The sequence below is a fragment of the Shewanella sp. S23-S33 genome (assembly GCF_043359565.1).
Classification (GTDB): Bacteria; Pseudomonadota; Gammaproteobacteria; order Enterobacterales; family Shewanellaceae; genus Shewanella; species Shewanella oncorhynchi.
On record NZ_JBHFFD010000033.1, the window covers coordinates 22,113 to 40,614 of the forward strand.

The 18,502-nt window shown below is 44.1% G+C and carries 17 protein-coding genes; 14 read left to right on the forward strand and 3 right to left on the reverse strand.

Going from position 1 to position 18,502, the window contains the following annotated elements; all coding sequences use genetic code 11:
- Positions 1-114: 114 nt before the first annotated feature.
- The gene (locus ACHA99_RS09435; RefSeq protein WP_028760379.1) at positions 115-1,038 is read right to left on the reverse strand and encodes a hypothetical protein; all 924 of its coding nucleotides are present in this window, start codon (positions 1,036-1,038) and stop codon (positions 115-117) included.
- 451 nt (positions 1,039-1,489) lie between these two features.
- On the opposite strand from ACHA99_RS09435, the gene ACHA99_RS09440 reads away from it, so the two are divergent.
- The 4 genes from ACHA99_RS09440 (at position 1,490) to ACHA99_RS09455 (ending at position 4,406) form a co-directional block, all read left to right on the forward strand.
- Positions 1,490-1,897, forward strand: coding sequence for a DUF1398 family protein (locus tag ACHA99_RS09440; RefSeq protein ID WP_168823739.1), 408 nt, complete (start codon positions 1,490-1,492; stop codon positions 1,895-1,897).
- 288 nt (positions 1,898-2,185) lie between these two features.
- Positions 2,186-3,034, forward strand: coding sequence for a hypothetical protein (locus tag ACHA99_RS09445; protein WP_393942385.1), 849 nt, complete (start codon positions 2,186-2,188; stop codon positions 3,032-3,034).
- 39 nt (positions 3,035-3,073) lie between these two features.
- Positions 3,074-3,889: a 23S rRNA (guanine(745)-N(1))-methyltransferase gene (rlmA, locus tag ACHA99_RS09450; RefSeq protein WP_393942387.1), complete on the forward strand. Its 816-nt coding sequence runs from the start codon at positions 3,074-3,076 to the stop codon at positions 3,887-3,889.
- 307 nt (positions 3,890-4,196) lie between these two features.
- Positions 4,197-4,406 carry a cold-shock protein gene (locus ACHA99_RS09455; protein WP_011789734.1) on the forward strand — a complete coding sequence of 70 codons (210 nt, stop codon included), beginning with the start codon at positions 4,197-4,199 and terminating at the stop codon, positions 4,404-4,406.
- Positions 4,407-5,411: 1,005 nt separating this feature from the next.
- Here the strand turns inward: ACHA99_RS09455 and rne are convergent.
- Positions 5,412-8,849, reverse strand: a complete 3,438-nt coding sequence (gene rne / locus ACHA99_RS09460) for a ribonuclease E (RefSeq protein ID WP_393942389.1) — start codon at positions 8,847-8,849, stop codon at positions 5,412-5,414.
- Positions 8,850-9,391: 542 nt separating this feature from the next.
- On the opposite strand from rne, the gene rluC reads away from it, so the two are divergent.
- Positions 9,392-10,351: a 23S rRNA pseudouridine(955/2504/2580) synthase RluC gene (rluC, locus tag ACHA99_RS09465; RefSeq protein ID WP_105252860.1), complete on the forward strand. Its 960-nt coding sequence runs from the start codon at positions 9,392-9,394 to the stop codon at positions 10,349-10,351.
- 22 nt (positions 10,352-10,373) lie between these two features.
- Positions 10,374-11,090 carry an HAD family hydrolase gene (locus tag ACHA99_RS09470; RefSeq protein ID WP_393942391.1) on the forward strand — a complete coding sequence of 239 codons (717 nt, stop codon included), beginning with the start codon at positions 10,374-10,376 and terminating at the stop codon, positions 11,088-11,090.
- 163 nt (positions 11,091-11,253) lie between these two features.
- Here ACHA99_RS09470 and ACHA99_RS09475 read toward each other — a convergent pair whose 3' ends face one another.
- On the reverse strand, positions 11,254-11,838 hold the full coding sequence (locus ACHA99_RS09475) for a Maf family protein (RefSeq protein WP_393942393.1): 585 nt from the start codon (positions 11,836-11,838) through the stop codon (positions 11,254-11,256).
- Positions 11,839-12,100: 262 nt separating this feature from the next.
- Here ACHA99_RS09475 and yceD point away from each other — a divergent pair, with 262 nt between their 5' ends.
- The 8 genes from yceD (at position 12,101) to fabF (ending at position 18,444) form a co-directional block, all read left to right on the forward strand.
- Entirely contained in the window at positions 12,101-12,625 is a 525-nt protein-coding gene (gene yceD / locus ACHA99_RS09480; RefSeq protein WP_028760371.1) for a 23S rRNA accumulation protein YceD, read from the forward strand.
- Between the two features lie 16 nt (positions 12,626-12,641).
- Positions 12,642-12,812 carry a 50S ribosomal protein L32 gene (gene rpmF / locus ACHA99_RS09485; protein ID WP_006081226.1) on the forward strand — a complete coding sequence of 57 codons (171 nt, stop codon included), beginning with the start codon at positions 12,642-12,644 and terminating at the stop codon, positions 12,810-12,812.
- 15 nt (positions 12,813-12,827) lie between these two features.
- Positions 12,828-13,856 (forward strand): phosphate acyltransferase PlsX, encoded by a 1,029-nt coding sequence (gene plsX, locus ACHA99_RS09490; protein ID WP_028760370.1) that lies wholly within the window; start codon positions 12,828-12,830, stop codon positions 13,854-13,856.
- A gap of 9 nt (positions 13,857-13,865) precedes the next feature.
- Entirely contained in the window at positions 13,866-14,825 is a 960-nt protein-coding gene (locus ACHA99_RS09495; RefSeq protein WP_028760369.1) for a beta-ketoacyl-ACP synthase III, read from the forward strand.
- A 62-nt stretch (positions 14,826-14,887) separates the two neighbouring features.
- Positions 14,888-15,814 (forward strand): ACP S-malonyltransferase, encoded by a 927-nt coding sequence (fabD, locus tag ACHA99_RS09500; protein WP_028760368.1) that lies wholly within the window; start codon positions 14,888-14,890, stop codon positions 15,812-15,814.
- A 9-nt stretch (positions 15,815-15,823) separates the two neighbouring features.
- Positions 15,824-16,570, forward strand: a complete 747-nt coding sequence (fabG, locus tag ACHA99_RS09505; RefSeq protein ID WP_006081230.1) for a 3-oxoacyl-ACP reductase FabG — start codon at positions 15,824-15,826, stop codon at positions 16,568-16,570.
- 164 nt (positions 16,571-16,734) lie between these two features.
- Positions 16,735-16,968 (forward strand): acyl carrier protein, encoded by a 234-nt coding sequence (acpP, locus tag ACHA99_RS09510; RefSeq protein WP_006081231.1) that lies wholly within the window; start codon positions 16,735-16,737, stop codon positions 16,966-16,968.
- Positions 16,969-17,205: 237 nt separating this feature from the next.
- On the forward strand, positions 17,206-18,444 hold the full coding sequence (gene fabF / locus ACHA99_RS09515; protein WP_006087466.1) for a beta-ketoacyl-ACP synthase II: 1,239 nt from the start codon (positions 17,206-17,208) through the stop codon (positions 18,442-18,444).
- Positions 18,445-18,502: the final 58 nt, after the last annotated feature.

Sequence of the window (18,502 nt, forward strand, 5' to 3'; positions counted from 1 at the left end):
GCCAAAAATCTAACCTCCTTCAATTCAAGCCGCGACTTGCTGTTTTTTATCCCATTTTCCGAGAGATGTTTTTAAGTCATGACGGACCCAAAGCGTTTATCTGATGAAGCCTATTTAATGATATTTCTTACATAATATGGAAAAGTCATCCATTGGATTGAGTAAGAAATCTTTACCGACAATGGAAGTCATTTCTGATTCAGATATAAAAGGATTGTCAATTTTAAAAACTAATCGTTGATTCAATTTACTTTTTATCAAAAAATCGCAATGGCGTTGATAAAATAACTGGTCAAATTGACCATTATCGATAATTCTCTGGAGGCCAATTTGTATTCGCTGAGCTAAGCGAGGTTTGTTAGGTGAAACATAATAATATGTCGCTAGCGGAATATGTAGCATGATGCTTTCATCAACAACGAGATCTGGATATTGTTGATTAAACTGCTCAACCTCTTGAAAGACTTCATTCACTCCGCGGCCAAATGTTATAAACCGCCCTTTTGATAACATATTAAATAAACTGTCATATTGATTGCTTTCTATAATCTTAAATCCTGCTTGTTGCATGGCAACTTTAGTTGACCATTGGCTACCTGAACCAGTATCAAGAGCAGTTAACTGCGCTAGCGAGGTGATTTGGGCTAACCTAGGTACATTTTCCTTTTTAATAATAAAAATTCTAAATCCCTGAATGCCTTTTCTAATAGGAATTTTTATTGGAATAAGCTGTTTATTCCACTGTAGGTTAGAGGCTTCTGCAATAACATTGATGGTTTCACCCTCTTGTAATGCTCTGAAGATACGATTTCGACTCATTATTAGATCTGAGACTTGCAGTGATGCTTCACCAAAATCGGCTTTGGTTGCATCAATAACTAATTGTAAAAGGTCATAAGTATACTGATATCTGTGATCAAGCTTGGATTCTGACTGATTGATAATGAATTGATCATTAGCATAAGTGACGGGTATGTTTGCCAAGACCCACAGGGAAAGAATACAAAAAATAATGCCCAGTCGCTGTAAATTATCCATCAATAAACTCATTGCTAGAGGTTGAAATTGATTCGGTGTGCTTATTTTAGCAGTAGCCTAGATGGCTTGCGGGATAAAGAAACAGATGATAAGCGTAAATGATACATTTTTTTAGTTTGGGTTTATGTGAGTTGTAAATCAATTTAGACAGCCCAACGGTGTTGGCACTGGGTGCGAGTGGCTCGCAGAATATTTTAAAGTCCTTATGTTGTTTGGCCATAGTATTTTTAATATGGCTTTACGTTATATATGCATAAACGTGTTTGTAGTCTGGCAACGATTTTGGGGTAGTTTGAAGGTCGTGTTTATTGCGTTAATCATTTATGAGTACGTGCTTTGAGCGTTTAACCAGCGCTGGCGCATGCTCCACGTTTTTACTGTGCTATCACTTTGGCTCTACTGCTGATGTTAAACATATAAATTGACCACTCAAGACCCAGAGAGGACATCAATGAACTCGGATAAAATTTTAGAATCTGCACAAGCAACCTTGTCTGGATTAATACCATTTCCTCAAATTGTCGGCAATCTTATTGCTGAAGGTGTCGAGTATTACTATGTAGACTATGCCTTGAAGTCATTTACTTTCTATAGCGCAGTAGGTTCTACAGTGCAATCACCTTTATCATTTGAGGGACTTCCATTAATTGCTGAAAATTTTAATGTGATTGAACTCAGAGCTGCCATCTTGGATAGTCAGCAGCATGGGCAAAATTTTCGGCTTTTCTGCCAGCGCGCTATGAATGCAGGAGTTCAAGGTTATTTCGTGTTTTTGCGAGGTAAACGTGTAACCTATTTTGGCCGTCAAGGTGACCAGCATACCGAATGGTTTTCTGGCGCTAAGCCGAGCGATGTCTAACAATGCTGACTAGGCTCGCCACTTTCTGGGCAGGGTGCATCGTGAGTTTTACATTGGGTGAATGGTTACGTGAAGTTCATTGTATACGTCACTTACATCTTCCTGTGCTTAACGTTATAGATCACTGGAGGCATAAATATGCTACCACGCAATGTCACTACTATTTCTCGAATGCCGATTTACGGCATCATGAAGATTAAGTCATATCTTGCGATGGTAATGGTTTACGGGGTGATTTTAATTGGTATTGGACGGTACAATTGCGGTTAAATAGGAGAATAATGTCTTATGTACCATCAATTTCTAAATGAACCTATGGTGCTTGATGTTGAAAATACATCAATACTCACATTACGGCTACCCGACGATGTTAGTGATTTTATTGTGTCACAGGCGATCAGTGCCCCTTTACTAGAGATTATCGTCATCGCTGAAGCCGGAATTCAGCAAAATATAGTCATCCGCTTCCAGCCGTTTATGGGTCTTAAGGTCGAATCGTTACCGCAAAGTCCTCAGGCTTTCAATACACCAATAACCCGCAGCCTTGGGCAAGGTTTTAGGCTTTATACACGGATGGGAACTGCTGCGAAATTTTGTGCGGCTGAATTGAGGCGAGGTGTATCTTTTACCTTAGATACGACTCGTCATTTAGATGCAGATAATGACTTAATAGGTGCAAATAGTTACTTAACTTTTGCCTTACAAGCCAATTCAAAGTTTGAGTTAGTACCCTTAGAAGCGGATTTGCGGGTTTTGCATGAGCCCAAAGCGTTAATGGTTGCTAAAGCACTGTTAGCAAGGCACTACGACTATGCCGCATCATCTGAATCTCTTGCAATTTACATGACTGAAATCGAGCAGGTTAGATTAGAATTGCAGGCGTTTATGCGCGGGGAGCTTGGTCAATGTCACGCCAGCCTTGCTGATGAAGTATTAAGGATCGATCCCTTGCTACTGCAGAAACAACAATGGTTATTTAGAACCTATACCCATATGTTTGAGCGACCAAACTACAGCCGCGCTGCTAATGATGTTGATAACACTGATAAGCTATTAAGAAAATTAGAGTGTTATGAATTACTCGCTTCACCGGAGTTGACCCTGATGGTAGATCGATTGATGGAAGACGAAACATAAACTTTTTACCCAAATTTAGCGAAATGATAAGAGTCCATTATGCATTATTTATGTCCCCTGTGTGCCGCCCCACTGACGTTAACGGAGCGAACTTGGGGTTGTTCACAGCAACATAAGTTTGATATGGCCAAAGAAGGCTATGTCAACTTATTACCTGTACAGAAGAAAAACTCAAAAGATCCTGGTGATAATAAACAGATGATGTTTGCTCGGCGTGAATTTTTAAACGCGGGTTACTATCAAGGTTTGAGTGATAGAGTGAATGAGCTCGCGCTTGAGTTTGGTGCCGAAGCAAAACAAATCCTCGATATAGGTTGTGGGGAAGGGTACTACAGTCAACGTTTACTCCATGTGTTGAGCAAGCACCATGATTGCAATTTACAAGGTATAGATATTTCTAAGTCTGCAATTAAATATGCAGCTAAACGTTACCCCAATTTGCAATTTTGTGTCGCAAGTGCCTATGAAATGCCAATCGCATCCCAAAGTGTCGATCTTGCCATTCGTATTTATGCCCCTTCAAAAGTAGAAGAGTTACAACGGATTATGGTTGATGGAGGCTTACTGATAACGGTTTCTCCGGGACCTTTACACCATTTTGCGTTGAAACAACAAATTTATGCTGAGCCAAGATTACATCCCGTTTCCACAGCGCATATTGCTGGATTTGAGTGTCTTCATCAGGAGCGCTTAATCTCCCAGTTAGAACTGGCAAACAGTGAACATATTGCTCATTTTTTAGAAATGACGCCCTATGCTTGGAAGTTTACTCATGCCCAAAAGCAAGCATTTGCGTTGCAAGGACTGAACTGTGAATTGGATTTCCAAATTGAAGTGCATCGGATTTCAAAGTAAGTGATAAGATTAAGCTATTGAAATAAGTTATTTAAAATGCTTAACTGTACTTGCTAAACAGCATGAACCTAGTGTTCTGCTAGCCGGTTGCAAAACCGTAAAGTAGATTTAGGCAAAATAAATAATCCAAAGTGTCGCAGTGTGTTGACTTATCTTTAGAATGGTTTATAGTCTTATCAGCTTGAAGGTTGGGCTTATATTTATGTGTTCAATACGACCAGTTCGTCCTGTAAACATAAGTAATACCGGCATTTTCCAGCTCCACCCGCCGTTAAGGCTTTAATTTTTTATTTACAGGATTTATATTATGTCTCAAGTTACTGGTGTTGTTAAGTGGTTCAACTCTGACAAAGGTTTCGGATTCATTGAGCAAGAATCTGGCCCAGATGTATTCGTACACTTCCGTGCGATCAACTCTGACGGTTTCAAAACTCTTGATGAAGGCCAAAAAGTGTCTTTCACTGTGACTCAAGGTCAAAAAGGTCCACAAGCTGAAAACGTAACTATCATTGGTTAATTTTCAGTGCTGTTAGCCTAGAGCTGATAGCAATGGATTAAAGGGCTATGGTTAATTCCGTGGCTCTTTTTATTTGTGCGAAAATAAGATTTCATTTAGTTTAGATTGTTGAATCCAGTATAAGCGACGAGATCTACTTAACATGTCACATTAATTTAATGCTTAAATCTGAAGTTAATCCTCTAATCTTTCTCTGTTAGAATCCAATTCTGATATCTCCAAGATTTTCAATAAAACCATTTGATACACTCTCCTTATTTTTACCCCTGTAACATTCAATTCCATTATATGTTAACTCTTAACGCTTGCTCTTATCGAGTTTATTTTTTTGCGTAATCTTATATTCAATGTCGAACGCGAATGTGTCTAATCATTCATTTGTTGTAAATCAGTGACTTCAGATATTGCCGAATATGATTGGTGCATTTAAATTTCTTGCACTTAGTTATCCTACATATACTAAGCTGCACCTAAGGCTGAAAGCCTTGTAGTAAAGAGTTGAGGCTGGCAAAGCGTTTAGTGTTTGATATTAAAGAACACTAGCTTATTTATGATGTAGTTTGGAGCCGACCAAAAAATGAATATTGCTATTGAGATGCCTTGCACTTCGTACATTTAAGTATTTCCGACAGAAGCTTTAGGCTGCTAATCCAACTTAATTGTCGGCTACTTTATAGCGGAATAATGCTTTCCCTCGACTAGTTTTCCTAACTTATAAAGGAGGGTCTACAGTTAGCACTAAATGGATTAAGAGCCCTTTCTACTTGCGGGTATTGGCCTGATATTTTGTTAGCATGTTTATTGCTTCTAATGTGACGTTAGTGACAACGCAAGAATACTTAAAGTTGAGAACTATATACCGAGGATCTTTTGATGGGTTATGTTATTCAAGGGACTACGATTAAGCCGAAAAATGGATAGAGCTAAATTTAAATATTGTGGAGTATTACAGTATAAATAAAAAAGCCATGCAATTGCATGGCTTTTCTGGTTTAGCTTAAGTGATTATGGACGCGCCATATCCGACTCTGCACCATTAGCGAGTTTGATTTTGGCTGTAGACTCTTCGTTCGCAGTATTCTCATACTCTCGTCCTTTAGGGACTGCCACTTGTTCTCTCACTTCAACGACAGGCTTGGTCATATCCGAAGACACCATAGAGCCAAAACGGCTGGCGGCTTTCGGCTTGCTGACAACAACTGCATCCGTGATTTGCGGTGTTGTTGGAACTGTTTGTACTGTGGCTTGAGGCTTAGCGATAGCAGCCGGTCTGGCCATTGGCGCAGAGGCTGTTGCTTTCACGGCTTCTTTTACTTCAGCGCTTGGCTCGACAAGTGTTTCGGTTTTAGCTGCTTCAGCTTTGGGTACTGCTACTGATTTAGTCACTGAGCTTTCAACTGATGGGACTGCAACGACTACGACTTCAGCAGTAACGCTGGTCACCTGAGTTTCAACGATTGACGCAAGGTCAACTTTTGCGTCAGCAGCCTTTGGCTCTTCCACTTTCGTTTCAGTTGTTTTAGTCACAACAGGTTTAGTTTCAACTGCTGCAACGTCATTTGCTTGAGGCTGAGGCTCAACTTTTGCTTCTACTTTAACAACAGCAGGAGCTTCAACAGTTGGAGTTGAACTTGTTTCAGCTATTTCGACGTCATCAGTTTTAACGGCCGGTTCAGTTACCGCTGTTGTTTGAGTTGCAACAACAGGAGTTTCCACTCGAACACTGACGATTTCGCTTGGGTACTCTTGGTCAGCACCTAATTCGTCATTAGGAACGAATTGCGCTGGCGTTGATGTACCTTGGTCATCTTCGTCGCGACGACGACGTTGACCCGCTGCACGAAGGTGGCGAGGGCTACGACGGCTTCGACGTTGACCATCTCTTTGCTCGCGTTTTGATTGATCATCAGCATTAGCATTTTCGTTGTCTGCATCAACTTCGCTATCTTGCGATACAGCATCCGCTGCTACAGTATGAGCTGCTGTGTCAACCAAAGTATGAGCTGCTGTGTCAACCAAGGTGTTTTCAGCTACGTTAACAGCATCAACAGCAGGTGTTTCTACTACAGTAGAAATTACAGTTGTCTCTTCTAGCACAATATTTTCTTGCGCTTCTTGAGCAGGTGCAGCTTCCTTACGAGGCTGGCGACGTGTTCTTGGCGCTTTAGTTTCTACTGGCGTTTGGGCAATGACTTCAGCTTTGGCATTAACACTGATAGTACTTGCCGCTGCGGCGTTAAGGGCTGCAATTTCCGCTAACACTTCTGCGGCACCTTCAGGTGCAACTGGGATCGCATTATCTGGCGTATTATGGCCATTATCGATGCGCACCTTACGACGCATGTTACGGCGCTGACGACGCTCACGGGCGACTTCTTGCTTAGGGGCATCATCTGCTTCAATGTCGGCAACAACATCTTTTGGCGCTTGTACGCGTGGCTTTGGTTCAGCTTTAGCTGGACGTTTAGCCGCTTCTTCTTTTTCGCGTACAGGACGTTCTTGTGTGCTGACTACTGCATCAGTCGGCTTTTTTGAATTGCGGCTACGCGGCTCACGAGTGCCTTCTTTTGCTTTGTCGGCATCTTGGGCATTGCGTGGGCGGCGAGTGTCATTACGACGGTTACGGCGATTTGCGTTAGCCGCAGTGGTATCAGTTGCTTTAGTTTCAACAACTTTTACGGGTTCAGCTTTTTCACTTGGCGCAAACATGGCACTGATTGCACTCACAAGCTTGCTGAAGAAGCCTGGTTGTGGCGCTTCAACTTTCACTGTTGGTGATGGGGCTTGTTCTACTTTCTGTGGCGCAGCAAAACCTTTTAATGCCGGAATAGGCGCCGCAGTACGTTCCAGTTTGCGTGGCTCATATAATTTGGCTTCAGGATGCTCTATACGTTTATAGCTTGATTCACTGATTTCATCATCACTACGGTGACGGATCACGCGGTAATCAGGCGTCATCATGTGTGCGTCAGGTATCACATACACTTCGACATCGTGACGCTGTTCTGTGATGCGAATGGCTTTGCGTTTCTCGTTTAACAAGAAAGCTGCAACATCCACAGGCACAATCGCTTCGATTTGTGAGGTGTTTTCTTTGATGGCTTCTTCTTCCATCAAACGTAAAATTGACAGTGCTAAAGACTCGGTACTGCGAATCGTGCCTTGGCCATGACAGCGAGGGCAGATATGCGCTGCAGATTCTTCTAAAGAGGGGCGCAGACGTTGACGCGACATTTCCATCAAACCGAAACGAGATATGCGACCTAACTGCACGCGAGCACGATCATGGTGCACAGCATCACGTAAACGGTTTTCAACTTCACGCTGATGACGCACTGGCGTCATATCAATAAAGTCGATAACCACTAAGCCACCTAAGTCGCGGAGGCGCAATTGGCGGGCAATTTCATCGGCGGCTTCGAGGTTAGTGTTAAGTGCTGTTTCTTCAATATCGCCGCCTTTAGTGGCACGGGCAGAGTTGATATCGATTGAGGTTAAGGCTTCAGTTGGGTCGATAACAATCGAACCGCCAGATGGCAGACGCACTTCGCGTTGGAAGGCGGATTCAATTTGTGATTCGATTTGGAAGTGAGTGAATAATGGCACTTCAGCTTCGTACAGTTTTACGCGCTCAACGAAATCAGGGCGAACTAAGGCGATATGTTGCTTAGCTTCTTCGAAAATACGTGGATGGTCGATGAGGATTTCGCCCACATCACGACGTAAGTAGTCACGAATAGCGCGCACGATCACGTTACTTTCTTGGTGAATTAAGAAAGGAGCGCCTTTAACTTGTGAAGCTTCGGTGATTGCTGCCCAGTGGTGTTGCAGAACTTTTAAGTCCCACTTTAACTCGGCAGATTCTTTGCCTACACCGGCAGTACGTACGATAAGACCCATGCCCGCTGGCACTTCCAAATCGGCCATCGCTTCTTTTAACTCAGTACGCTCATCACCTTCGATACGACGAGAAATCCCGCCTGCACGTGGGTTGTTTGGCATTAATACTAAGTAAGAGCCTGCAAGGCTGATGAAGGTCGTTAAGGCTGCGCCTTTATTGCCGCGTTCTTCTTTGTCAATTTGGACAATAACTTCCTGTCCTTCACTGACCACTTCTTTGATATTGGGGCGACCTTGGAACGAATATCCTTTCGGGAAATATTCTCTGGCGATTTCTTTCAGTGGCAAAAAGCCGTGACGATCGGCACCGTAGTCGACGAAAGCGGCTTCTAAAGACGGTTCTACGCGGGTAATTTTACCTTTGTAAATGTTTGATTTTTTTTGCTCATGACCTGGGCTTTCAATGTCTAGATCATACAGTTGTTGCCCATCAACAAGGGCAACACGCAACTCTTCTGATTGAGTTGCATTGATTAACATACGTTTCATGATGACGTCATTCTTCTTTAAATAGAGGTCATCAAACATCGCGCTTCGCTGCATTACGGGCCTAGCAGTAGGTCAACTGAGCCTCACGGCTGGTGGCTAGGCAAGAGGTGCGCATTACTGTTAGACGCAGTCGCTGCGTGTCGCATCCTATTTATGGCTTATTTTTTAATGATTACAAAAACAAGGAATTCGTTGTAAAACATCAACCAACCCCATAAATTCTTTAGTTTCGTTCCGGTAATGCCCAAGTCGAATCGGTTTGTCTGACGACAAGTTAAAATATCCTTCGAAATCGGGGAGGAAAATCTAGGGTAAACCTTATTAAAGTAAGGTGACTTTCTCGATTTAATCGTAAAAAACGCATTTGTGGTATTTTTACTCTGTATACGATTTGCAAATCAATGATTTGCTATCAAGAAAATCTTTTTTTATCCGTTAAATTTTCCGCTTGGGATCAGGGCGTTGTGAACACTTTATTCACGGCTTATCCCTAATCGCTGGTGAAATATAGCAATAATCAAAAAATTCAGCAATGGAAAGGCACAATTCTTCTCAGTTGTTGTACAATGGCGACCGTTATAATTAGATGGCGCATCATGAATATAGAATCCACCCCACAACAGGTTCAGTTGATCACGATTGATGAAGATCACTTCGAACAGCGTATCGATAACTACTTAATGACCAAGCTGAAGGGCGTGCCGAAAAGCATGATCTATCGCATTGTCCGCAAGGGCGAGGTTCGAGTGAATAAGAAACGCATCAAACCCGAGTACAAGTTGCAGATTGGCGACATAGTACGTATTCCGCCAGTCCGCGTGGCAGAGCCGGATAACCGTACCGCACCATCGGCGAACTTAAGTAAAGTCTCGCAACTCGAAGATCGTATTTTGCATGAAGACAATCATTTGATCGTGCTGAATAAACCTGCTGGCATTGCCGTGCATGGTGGTAGTGGAGTCGATTACGGTGTGATTGAAGCATTGCGTTCACTGCGTCCACAACAAAAGTTTTTAGAGCTAGTACATCGTCTCGATAAAGATACTTCGGGTGTGTTGTTGGTGGCGAAAAAGCGTAGCGCGCTTAAACATCTGCATGATCAGCTCAGATATAAAAAGATGCAGAAAGACTATTTGGCCTTAGTGAAAGGTGAATGGTCTGCTCAAGATAAAGCCGTTAAACAGCCTTTATTAAAAATCACCCTTAAATCCGGTGAGCGCATAGTGCGTGTTAATGCGGAGGGTAAACCTTCAGAAACACGCTTTAAAATTATGCAGCGTTACCAAGGTTGTACTTTAGTAAAGGCAAGCCCTGTCACTGGACGTACTCATCAAATTCGGGTGCATTGCCAATTTGCTGGCCATCCTATCGCCTGTGATGATAAGTACAGCGAGCAAGGGTTTGACGATAGCATGCGTGCATTAGGCTTAACTCGGCTCTTTTTACATGCCGCTGAATTGATGTTCATTCATCCAGAAAATGATGAAGTGATGCGGGTTTCAGCGCCTTTAGATGAAAATTTGTCGCAATTACTCGATAAGTTAAAGCGTGCGTAATCGACGGGGATAGGTTTCAAGGATGAAGATAAAGCAATACGATTTAGTGATTTTCGATTGGGATGGCACTCTGATGGATTCCATCGGTAAAATTATCACTTGTATTGAAAATATGGCTAAGGCATTGCAGTTACCTATCCCAACTGAAAGTGACATTCGCGATATTATTGGTCTTTCTATGACAGAAGCGCTGCGAGTCCTGTTCCCTGAGGGGCTTAATTGCAGCGCTTCTTCTGTATATTCTCAGCCTCTACATTCTAATAATGCATTCAGCCAAGGCGAAAATGATCAATATCAGCAGATGCGTGCTGAGTTTAAAGCACAATATTTGCATTTAGACACCACGCCAACGCCCTTGTTTGTGCAAACTCCAGCGTTAATTGATGACTTGCATAGCCAAGGCTATAAGTTAGCCGTCGCAACCGGTAAAGCCCGTGCGGGACTTGATCGCGTCTTTGAGCAAACAGGCTTAGGTCGATACTTTGTTGCATCACGCTGCGCCGATGAAGTGTACAGCAAACCCCATCCTGAAATGATCTCAAGTTTGCTGAAAGAATTGAATATTGCACCGAACAGAGCCTTAATGGTGGGTGATTCTCTACTGGATTTGACCATGGCGGCCAATGCAGGGATTGATAGCGTTGGCGTGACCTATGGCGCCCACAGTGCCGAAAAGTTGCTGCGGGCAAAACCTATCGCCTTGATAGATTCACCAAAGCAATTACTGCAATACCTCTAACACTGCTATTTAATGCTGGAGCGGCAATACATGCCGCTGCGCATGAGACTTCCTTATCACTTTTATTTACGTCTCGTCTTCTTGTCGATGAAACGACTCTGTAGCCCGGTATTTTTGATGCTCGTCATCGATTCAATAAACAGAGCAAAGCCTTGGCAAACGTTTAAGCGAGAACGTCTACACCTTGGGCTAACAGCATTTCCGTCAGTAATATCAGTGGTAAGCCAACTAAGGTATTGGGATCGCGACCTTCGAGCGCTATAAATAACGCGATGCCTAAACCTTCGCTCTTAAAACTCCCCGCGCAATAATAAGGCTCTTCTTTTTCAATGTAAGCCACAATCTGCGCATGGCTAAGGTGCCTAAAATGAACCGTGAAGGGTTCAACCTCGGCGGCCATAGCGCCAGTTTTGGCATTATAGAGTGCAAGACCAGTATAAAAGGTGATGGCCTTGCCTGAGGCTTGAGTGAGCTGCGCGACGGCATTATTAAAATGATGGGGTTTACCGATAATCTTGTCATCAATGACGGCAACTTGATCGGAACCAATAATCAGACCATCGGGGAATTGTTCTGCTCCCGCGACGGCTTTTGCTTTGGCTAATCGCAGCACTAAAGCATGGGCCGATTCTTCGAGATACGCCGTTTCGTCAATATTAGGATTGCAGCATTCGAAGGGTAACCCGAGTTTTTGCAGTAAAGATTGTCGATATACAGACGTCGAAGCTAAGATTAATGGGGTTGGCATAATGAGATATCCGCAAAAGAGTGACTCATATTGTGACCAATCAATGCGGGAGAGTGCAAGAGTTTCGTCTTTTATGGTTTCTTTTCAATGAATGCGACTATTTTAGGCGGCTTGCGCTTGTATGCGGCCCCATGCTTGGGTACTATTTCGCTTCCGTCAATTTCAATGTTGGGGCAGGGGAAAGGCTTAAGTCGCAAACTGGGACTTAAGTTAGCATTTTTTCTTTGACTCTAGCGTTTTCAAACTATAATATGCGCGCCTTATGCAAACAGTAAAGATACCGGTTTCAATTGATCCATTTCGCGCCGCCTCGAGTCGCCTAGTTTATCAGGGCGTTGTTCCTGGTGTGCAACTGAAAAGATTAACTGAGTTATGTGCCGGCGACTGTTCCGATGTGGCAGTGTCGCTTGAATGTGGCGTAGATTTACAGGGGATAGTCTACCTGAAAGGGAAGGCTGTGACGGAGCTCACTCTGATATGTCAACGTTGCATGACACTATTTACCACTGAGGTTACGGTCGAGTTTTGTTTTGGTCCATGTCGGACTAAGGCAGAAATCGATGAGCTCCCGGATGCGTATGACCCAATTGAGTGCAATGAAATTGGCGAAGTGCGTCTACATCAATTGATCGAAGATGAATTGATAGTCGCTATGCCGATAATCCCAATGCATCAAGAAATTGATTGCAGTGCAGGATCTAAAGACATGGTTGTAGGCGAGATAGAACCCGCTCAAGAGGAGCGTCCAAATCCGTTTGCAGTGTTAGAAAAACTGAAGAGCAAGTAATCGAGGAGACAGGCCAATGGCTGTACAACAGAACAAAAAATCACGTTCAAAGCGCGGAATGCGCCGTTCACATGACGCACTGAGCACTGCTCAGCTGTCTGTAGACGCTACCAGCGGTGAAATCCATATGCGTCACAATGTGACTGCAGATGGCTTCTATCGCGGTAAAAAGGTAATCAACAAGTAATTTGTTGGTTTCCTAATGACGAATCTGACGCTTGCGTTAGATGCAATGGGTGGTGATCATGGCCCCCACGTCACGGTGCCTGCAGCCTTGCGGGCACTACAATTACATTCTTTTCTTAAAATCATTTTAGTCGGTGACAAGACTGAAATTGATGTCTATCTACGTCAAGCCGAAGCGAGTTTACTTTCGCGCATAGAAATCATTCATACCGATGAAGTCGTTAGTATGTCCGATAGGCCTGTGCATGCCTTGCGTACACGTAAAAACAGTTCCATGCGATTGGCTATTGAGTTAGTGCGTGACGACCGCGCACAAGCGTGTGTGAGTGCCGGTAACACAGGGGCGCTGATGGCAATGGCGAAAGTATTGCTGAAGACCTTGCCTGGTGTTGATCGACCTGCATTAGTCAGTTGTTTACCTGCGGTGACTCAAAAACCGGTTTATTTGTTGGATTTGGGCGCGAATATTTCCTGTGACTCTGAAACCTTATTTCAATTTGCCGTGATGGGCTCAGTCCTGTGCGAAGCGGTAGATAAGAAATCTCGGCCAAAAGTCGCCTTGCTCAATGTGGGTGTTGAAGAAATTAAAGGTAATGACCAAGTTCAGCAAGCCGCGCAGTTGCTGCAACACACAGAACAAATCAATTACACAGGTTTTATCGAAGGGGATGAAATCTATTCCGGTAATGTGGATGTGATTGTTTGTGATGGGTTTGTGGGTAACATCACGCTCAAGACCTCAGAAGGTATTGCCAAGTTATTAGTACATCAGTTAAAACGGGGACTAACCCAAGGTTTATTCGTTCGTTTTCTGGCTAAACTTATCGCCCCTCGTATCCAGGCGGTCCTTAGTCAGATGAACCCCGACCACTATAACGGTGCAAGTCTGATAGGATTGCGCGGAATAGTTGTAAAAAGCCATGGAAACGCGGATGAAACTGCCTATTTACAAGCAATTAGTTTGGCAGTAACGGAAGCTCAACGTCGACTCCCTGAAATGATAAAAGATCGTTTGGAGTCGATTCTTTTAGATATAAATAACTGATCCCTCCTTATGCATACAAAAATTCTCGGAACTGGTAGTTATCTGCCGGTGCAGGTGCGTAGCAATCAAGATTTGGAAAAAATGGTGGAAACCACTGACCAATGGATTGTTGAACGTACAGGTATATCAGAACGTCGCATTGCGGCTTTCGATGAAACCGTTTCAACTATGGGCTACCAAGCGGCATTAAAAGCGCTAGAAATGGCTGGCATAGAAGCATCAGATTTAGACATGATCGTTTGCGGCACCACCAGTGCTCCCAATGCTTTTCCTGCTGCGGCCTGTGAAATTCAAGCCATGCTTGGCGTGCATACCATTCCAGCTTTTGATATCGCCGCGGCGTGTTCAGGCTTTGTTTATGCTTTATCTGTTGCCGATCAATTTGTAAAAACGGGCGCGGCTAAAAAAGTATTAGTGATTGGTGCCGATGTACTGTCTCGCTTATGTGAGCCAGAAGATCGTTCAACGATTATTTTATTTGGTGATGGTGCGGGCGCGGTTGTGATAGGCGCATCCGAAACGCCAGGGATCATTTCGACCCACATTTATGCCGACGGTCGCCAAGGTGACTTATTGAAATGCGCTTTCCCACCACGTAAAGGCGAAACCTCTGAAGCGGTCGGTTTTATGACCATGAAAGGCAACGATGTCTTTAAAGTGGCTGTGACTCAATTGTCCCATGTGGTGACTGAGACGTTACGCATTAACAATATCGATAAGTCAGAAATTGACTGGTTAGTGCCACATCAAGCCAACTTCCGAATTATCAATGCTACCGCTAAAAAGCTCGATATGAGCCTTGATAAAGTCGTATTGACCTTAGCTAAACACGGTAATACTTCTGCCGCGTCTGTGCCCATTGCATTGGATGAAGCCGTACGTGATGGCCGTATTCAGCGCGGACAACTACTGCTGCTTGAGGCCTTTGGTGCTGGATTTGCGTGGGGCAGTGCGCTCATTCGTTTCTAAGTTCTACATGTGTGTTCCACATGATTTTTCAATAAATTAAGTTAGCCATAGGTAATTTGAATATGGAAAATGTTGCTTTTGTATTTCCGGGCCAAGGTTCACAAGCCCTAGGCATGTTAGCCGAGCTTGCCGAATCTCATGCTGTTGTTGGACAAACCTTTGCTGAGGCGAGTGACGTCTTAGGTTATGATCTGTGGGCATTGGTTCAGCAAGGTCCTGTTGAAAGCTTAAATGAAACCGATAAAACTCAACCAGCCCTATTAGCGGCGAGCGTGGCGATTTGGCGTACCTACGTGGCTTCAGGCAAACCTATGCCTGCTATACTCGCGGGTCACAGCTTAGGCGAGTATTCTGCTTTAGTTTGCGCGGGTGTGATGGATTTTAAAGACGCGATTAAGTTGGTGGAATTACGTGGTCAACTGATGCAGCAAGCGGTACCAGCTGGCACGGGTGCTATGTATGCGATTATCGGTTTGGACAACGAGAGTATCGCTAATGCCTGCGCTGAAGCGGCTCAAGGTGACGTGGTGAGTCCAGTTAACTTTAACAGTCCTGGTCAAGTGGTCATTGCAGGTCAAAAAGACGCAGTTGAGCGCGCTGCAGCAGCTTGTAAAGCAGCGGGCGCTAAAATGGCGGTGGCTTTACCTGTCAGCGTGCCATCACACTGTGCATTAATGAAACCTGCGGCGGATAAACTGGCGGTGGCATTAAACGATGTACAGTTTAATACCCCAACAATTACAGTGATTAATAACGTTGATGTGGCATCACCCACCTCTGCTGATGACATTAAAGATGCGTTAGTGCGTCAGTTATATTGTCCTGTCCGCTGGAGCGAAACTGTTGAGCTAATGGCCCAAAAAGGCATTACCCAACTGGTGGAATGCGGTCCTGGTAAAGTATTGACAGGATTAGCAAAACGAATTAATAAATCACTATCAGCCCAAGCGGTTAATGATGTTGCTTCATTAGCAGCATTAACTGAGTAAGGAGTTTATATGAGTTTCAACCTGAATTTAACAGGCAAAGTGGCTTTGGTGACAGGTGCGAGCCGCGGTATTGGCCGTGCGATCGCTGAGACATTGGTCGAAGCGGGCGCCGTAGTTATTGGAACCGCAACCAGTGAGAAGGGCGCTGCGGCGATCCAAGAATATCTGGGTGACAAAGGTTTTGGTTTAGTGCTTAATGTCACAGATAGTGAATCTGTTACACATTTATTCGCCTCGATCAAAGAAAAAGCGGGTGATGTTGATATTCTAGTCAACAACGCGGGTATAACCCGTGATAATCTGCTGATGCGGATGAAAGATGATGAATGGCAGGATATTATCGACACCAACCTGACATCGTTATTTAGACTGTCAAAACCTGTGATGCGTACCATGATGAAAAAGCGCTTTGGCCGAATCATCAATATCGGTTCAGTGGTAGGCACCATGGGCAATGCAGGTCAAGTTAACTACTCGGCAGCAAAGGCGGGTTTGATTGGATTTACAAAATCTCTTGCAAGAGAGGTTGCATCTCGTCAAATTACAGTTAATGCTATCGCTCCTGGATTTATCCAGACCGATATGACAGATGAGCTGACCGAAGAGCAGCAAAAAGCTATCATGTCACAGGTTCCGATGGAACGATTAGGGCAAGCGCAAGAAATTGCCAATGCAGTGCTCTTTTTGGCCTCGGACTCAGCCGCTTACATCACAGGCGAAACTTTGCATGTGAATGGCGGCATGTACATGGTTTAAGGGCGAATGGCAGGGATTTCTGTCGCAACTGAGTAGTGATCTGTATCAATTGATAGTGAAATTTCGTGGTTAGACCACGAAAACTAAGCTTGCATTGTCAGCCAAATCTAATAAACTACTCGCAATCTTACGCAAGTGCGTAATTTGAATAGGAAAGAAAACTAATGAGCAACATCGAAGAACGTGTAAAGAAAATCATTGTAGAGCAACTGGGCGTTAAAGAAGAAGACGTTAAGCCAGCGGCATCTTTCGTTGACGATCTGGGTGCAGATTCTCTGGACACTGTTGAGTTGGTTATGGCTCTGGAAGAAGAGTTTGATACCGAGATCCCTGATGAAGAAGCTGAAAAGATCACTACTGTTCAAGCAGCGATCGACTACGTTTCTAAGAATCAGTAATTCTGAATTCTTGAAGACAGGCGGCATTTTTGCCGCCTGTTTTTGTTTTACCCCCGTCAAATTCTGCCTCCGTGCCATTCAATCGTCTCTGGATCCTGTTTTAATTGTTATCCACGAGATGCTCGCCGCAGATTGGCGAATTTTTCTAAATAAAAAATTATTTAAGAAATTGTCTAATGATAGAAAACCCTGTGTCCTCTATCTGAATTAACAAATTAGCATTTAAAGGTGACTGCCGTGTCTAAACGTCGTGTAGTGGTAACCGGTTTGGGGTTAGTAACTCCAGTGGGCAATACTGTCGATACTACTTGGAAGGCTTTGCTTTCGGGTAAGAGTGGTATTGCACCGATAACCAAATTTGATGCCAGTGAATTTACCACTCGTTTCAGTGGTTCAGTAAAAGATTTCGATGTTGAGCAATACGTAACGAAAAAAGACGCCCGTAAGATGGACCTCTTTATTCAATACGGTATGGCGGCTGGCATCCAAGCTATCCAAGACTCAGGTCTGGACATGAGCAAAGAAAACCCTGGTCGTGTCGGTACTGCTATTGGTGCGGGTATGGGCGGTATGTGGTTGATTGAACAAGGTCACAGCGCATTGATGAATGGTGGCCCGCGTAAGGTTTCTCCTTTCTTCGTACCTAGTACCATTATCAATATGATTTCGGGCCACTTGTCGATCATGTTTGGCATGAAAGGCCCAAATTTTGCCGTGACGACCGCTTGTACTACGGGCGTGCATAATATCGGTTTTGCGGCGCGTACTATTGCCTATGGCGATGCAGACGTGATGGTTGCCGGCGGTGCTGAGGATGTCACTTCTCCTTTAGGCGTGGCAGGTTTTGGTGCAGCGAAAGCGTTATCGACACGCAATGACGATCCGACTGCGGCGAGCCGTCCATGGGATAAAGACCGTGATGGTTTTGTGATCGGTGATGGCGCTGGTGTGATGGTGATGGAAGAGTACGAACACGCAAAAGCGCGCGGTGCGACCATTTACGGCGAATTAGTCGGTTTTGGTATGAGCGGTGATGCGTTCCATATGACATCGCCTCCAAGTGACGGAGCAGGCGCTGCGGCGGCTATGGTCAATGCTATTAATGACGCTAAGTTATCACTGGAGCAAATTGGTTATATCAATGCCCACGGTACGTCGACGCCAGCAGGTGATAAAGCGGAAGCGGCAGCGGTTAAGTCAGTATTTGGCGACCACGCTTATAAAGTACTGGTTAGCTCGACTAAATCGATGACGGGTCACCTGTTAGGTGCTGCGGGTGCGGTTGAAGCGATTTTCACCTTATTAGCACTGCGCGACCAAGCCGTACCGCCAACGATTAACTTGGATAATCCAGATGAAGGTTGTGACTTAGATTTTGTTGCCCATACAGCCCGTGACGTGAAGATGGATTATGCTCTGTGTAATTCCTTCGGTTTTGGTGGGACTAACGGTTCATTACTGTTCAAGAAAGTGTAAAACACGCATTTATGGTGTAAAAAACGGTGAAAAAATGCGCTTGAGGGCGCATTTTTTA

Bases quoted from the DNA above. Each gene is read 5' to 3' on its own strand.
- rne (WP_393942389.1), bottom strand. From the start codon at position 8,849: ATGCAGCGAAGCGCGATGTTTGATGACCTCTATTTAAAGAAGAATGAC.
- ACHA99_RS09470 (WP_393942391.1), top strand. From the start codon at position 10,374: ATGAAGATAAAGCAATACGATTTAGTGATTTTCGATTGGGATGGCACT.
- acpP (WP_006081231.1), top strand. From the start codon at position 16,735: ATGAGCAACATCGAAGAACGTGTAAAGAAAATCATTGTAGAGCAACTG.
- plsX (WP_028760370.1), top strand. From the start codon at position 12,828: ATGACGAATCTGACGCTTGCGTTAGATGCAATGGGTGGTGATCATGGC.
- yceD (WP_028760371.1), top strand. From the start codon at position 12,101: ATGCAAACAGTAAAGATACCGGTTTCAATTGATCCATTTCGCGCCGCC.
- rluC (WP_105252860.1), top strand. From the start codon at position 9,392: ATGAATATAGAATCCACCCCACAACAGGTTCAGTTGATCACGATTGAT.
- fabD (WP_028760368.1), top strand. From the start codon at position 14,888: ATGGAAAATGTTGCTTTTGTATTTCCGGGCCAAGGTTCACAAGCCCTA.
- ACHA99_RS09445 (WP_393942385.1), top strand. From the start codon at position 2,186: ATGTACCATCAATTTCTAAATGAACCTATGGTGCTTGATGTTGAAAAT.
- ACHA99_RS09440 (WP_168823739.1), top strand. From the start codon at position 1,490: ATGAACTCGGATAAAATTTTAGAATCTGCACAAGCAACCTTGTCTGGA.
- fabG (WP_006081230.1), top strand. From the start codon at position 15,824: ATGAGTTTCAACCTGAATTTAACAGGCAAAGTGGCTTTGGTGACAGGT.
- ACHA99_RS09435 (WP_028760379.1), bottom strand. From the start codon at position 1,038: ATGGATAATTTACAGCGACTGGGCATTATTTTTTGTATTCTTTCCCTG.
- ACHA99_RS09455 (WP_011789734.1), top strand. From the start codon at position 4,197: ATGTCTCAAGTTACTGGTGTTGTTAAGTGGTTCAACTCTGACAAAGGT.
- ACHA99_RS09495 (WP_028760369.1), top strand. From the start codon at position 13,866: ATGCATACAAAAATTCTCGGAACTGGTAGTTATCTGCCGGTGCAGGTG.
- rpmF (WP_006081226.1), top strand. From the start codon at position 12,642: ATGGCTGTACAACAGAACAAAAAATCACGTTCAAAGCGCGGAATGCGC.
- rlmA (WP_393942387.1), top strand. From the start codon at position 3,074: ATGCATTATTTATGTCCCCTGTGTGCCGCCCCACTGACGTTAACGGAG.
- ACHA99_RS09475 (WP_393942393.1), bottom strand. From the start codon at position 11,838: ATGCCAACCCCATTAATCTTAGCTTCGACGTCTGTATATCGACAATCT.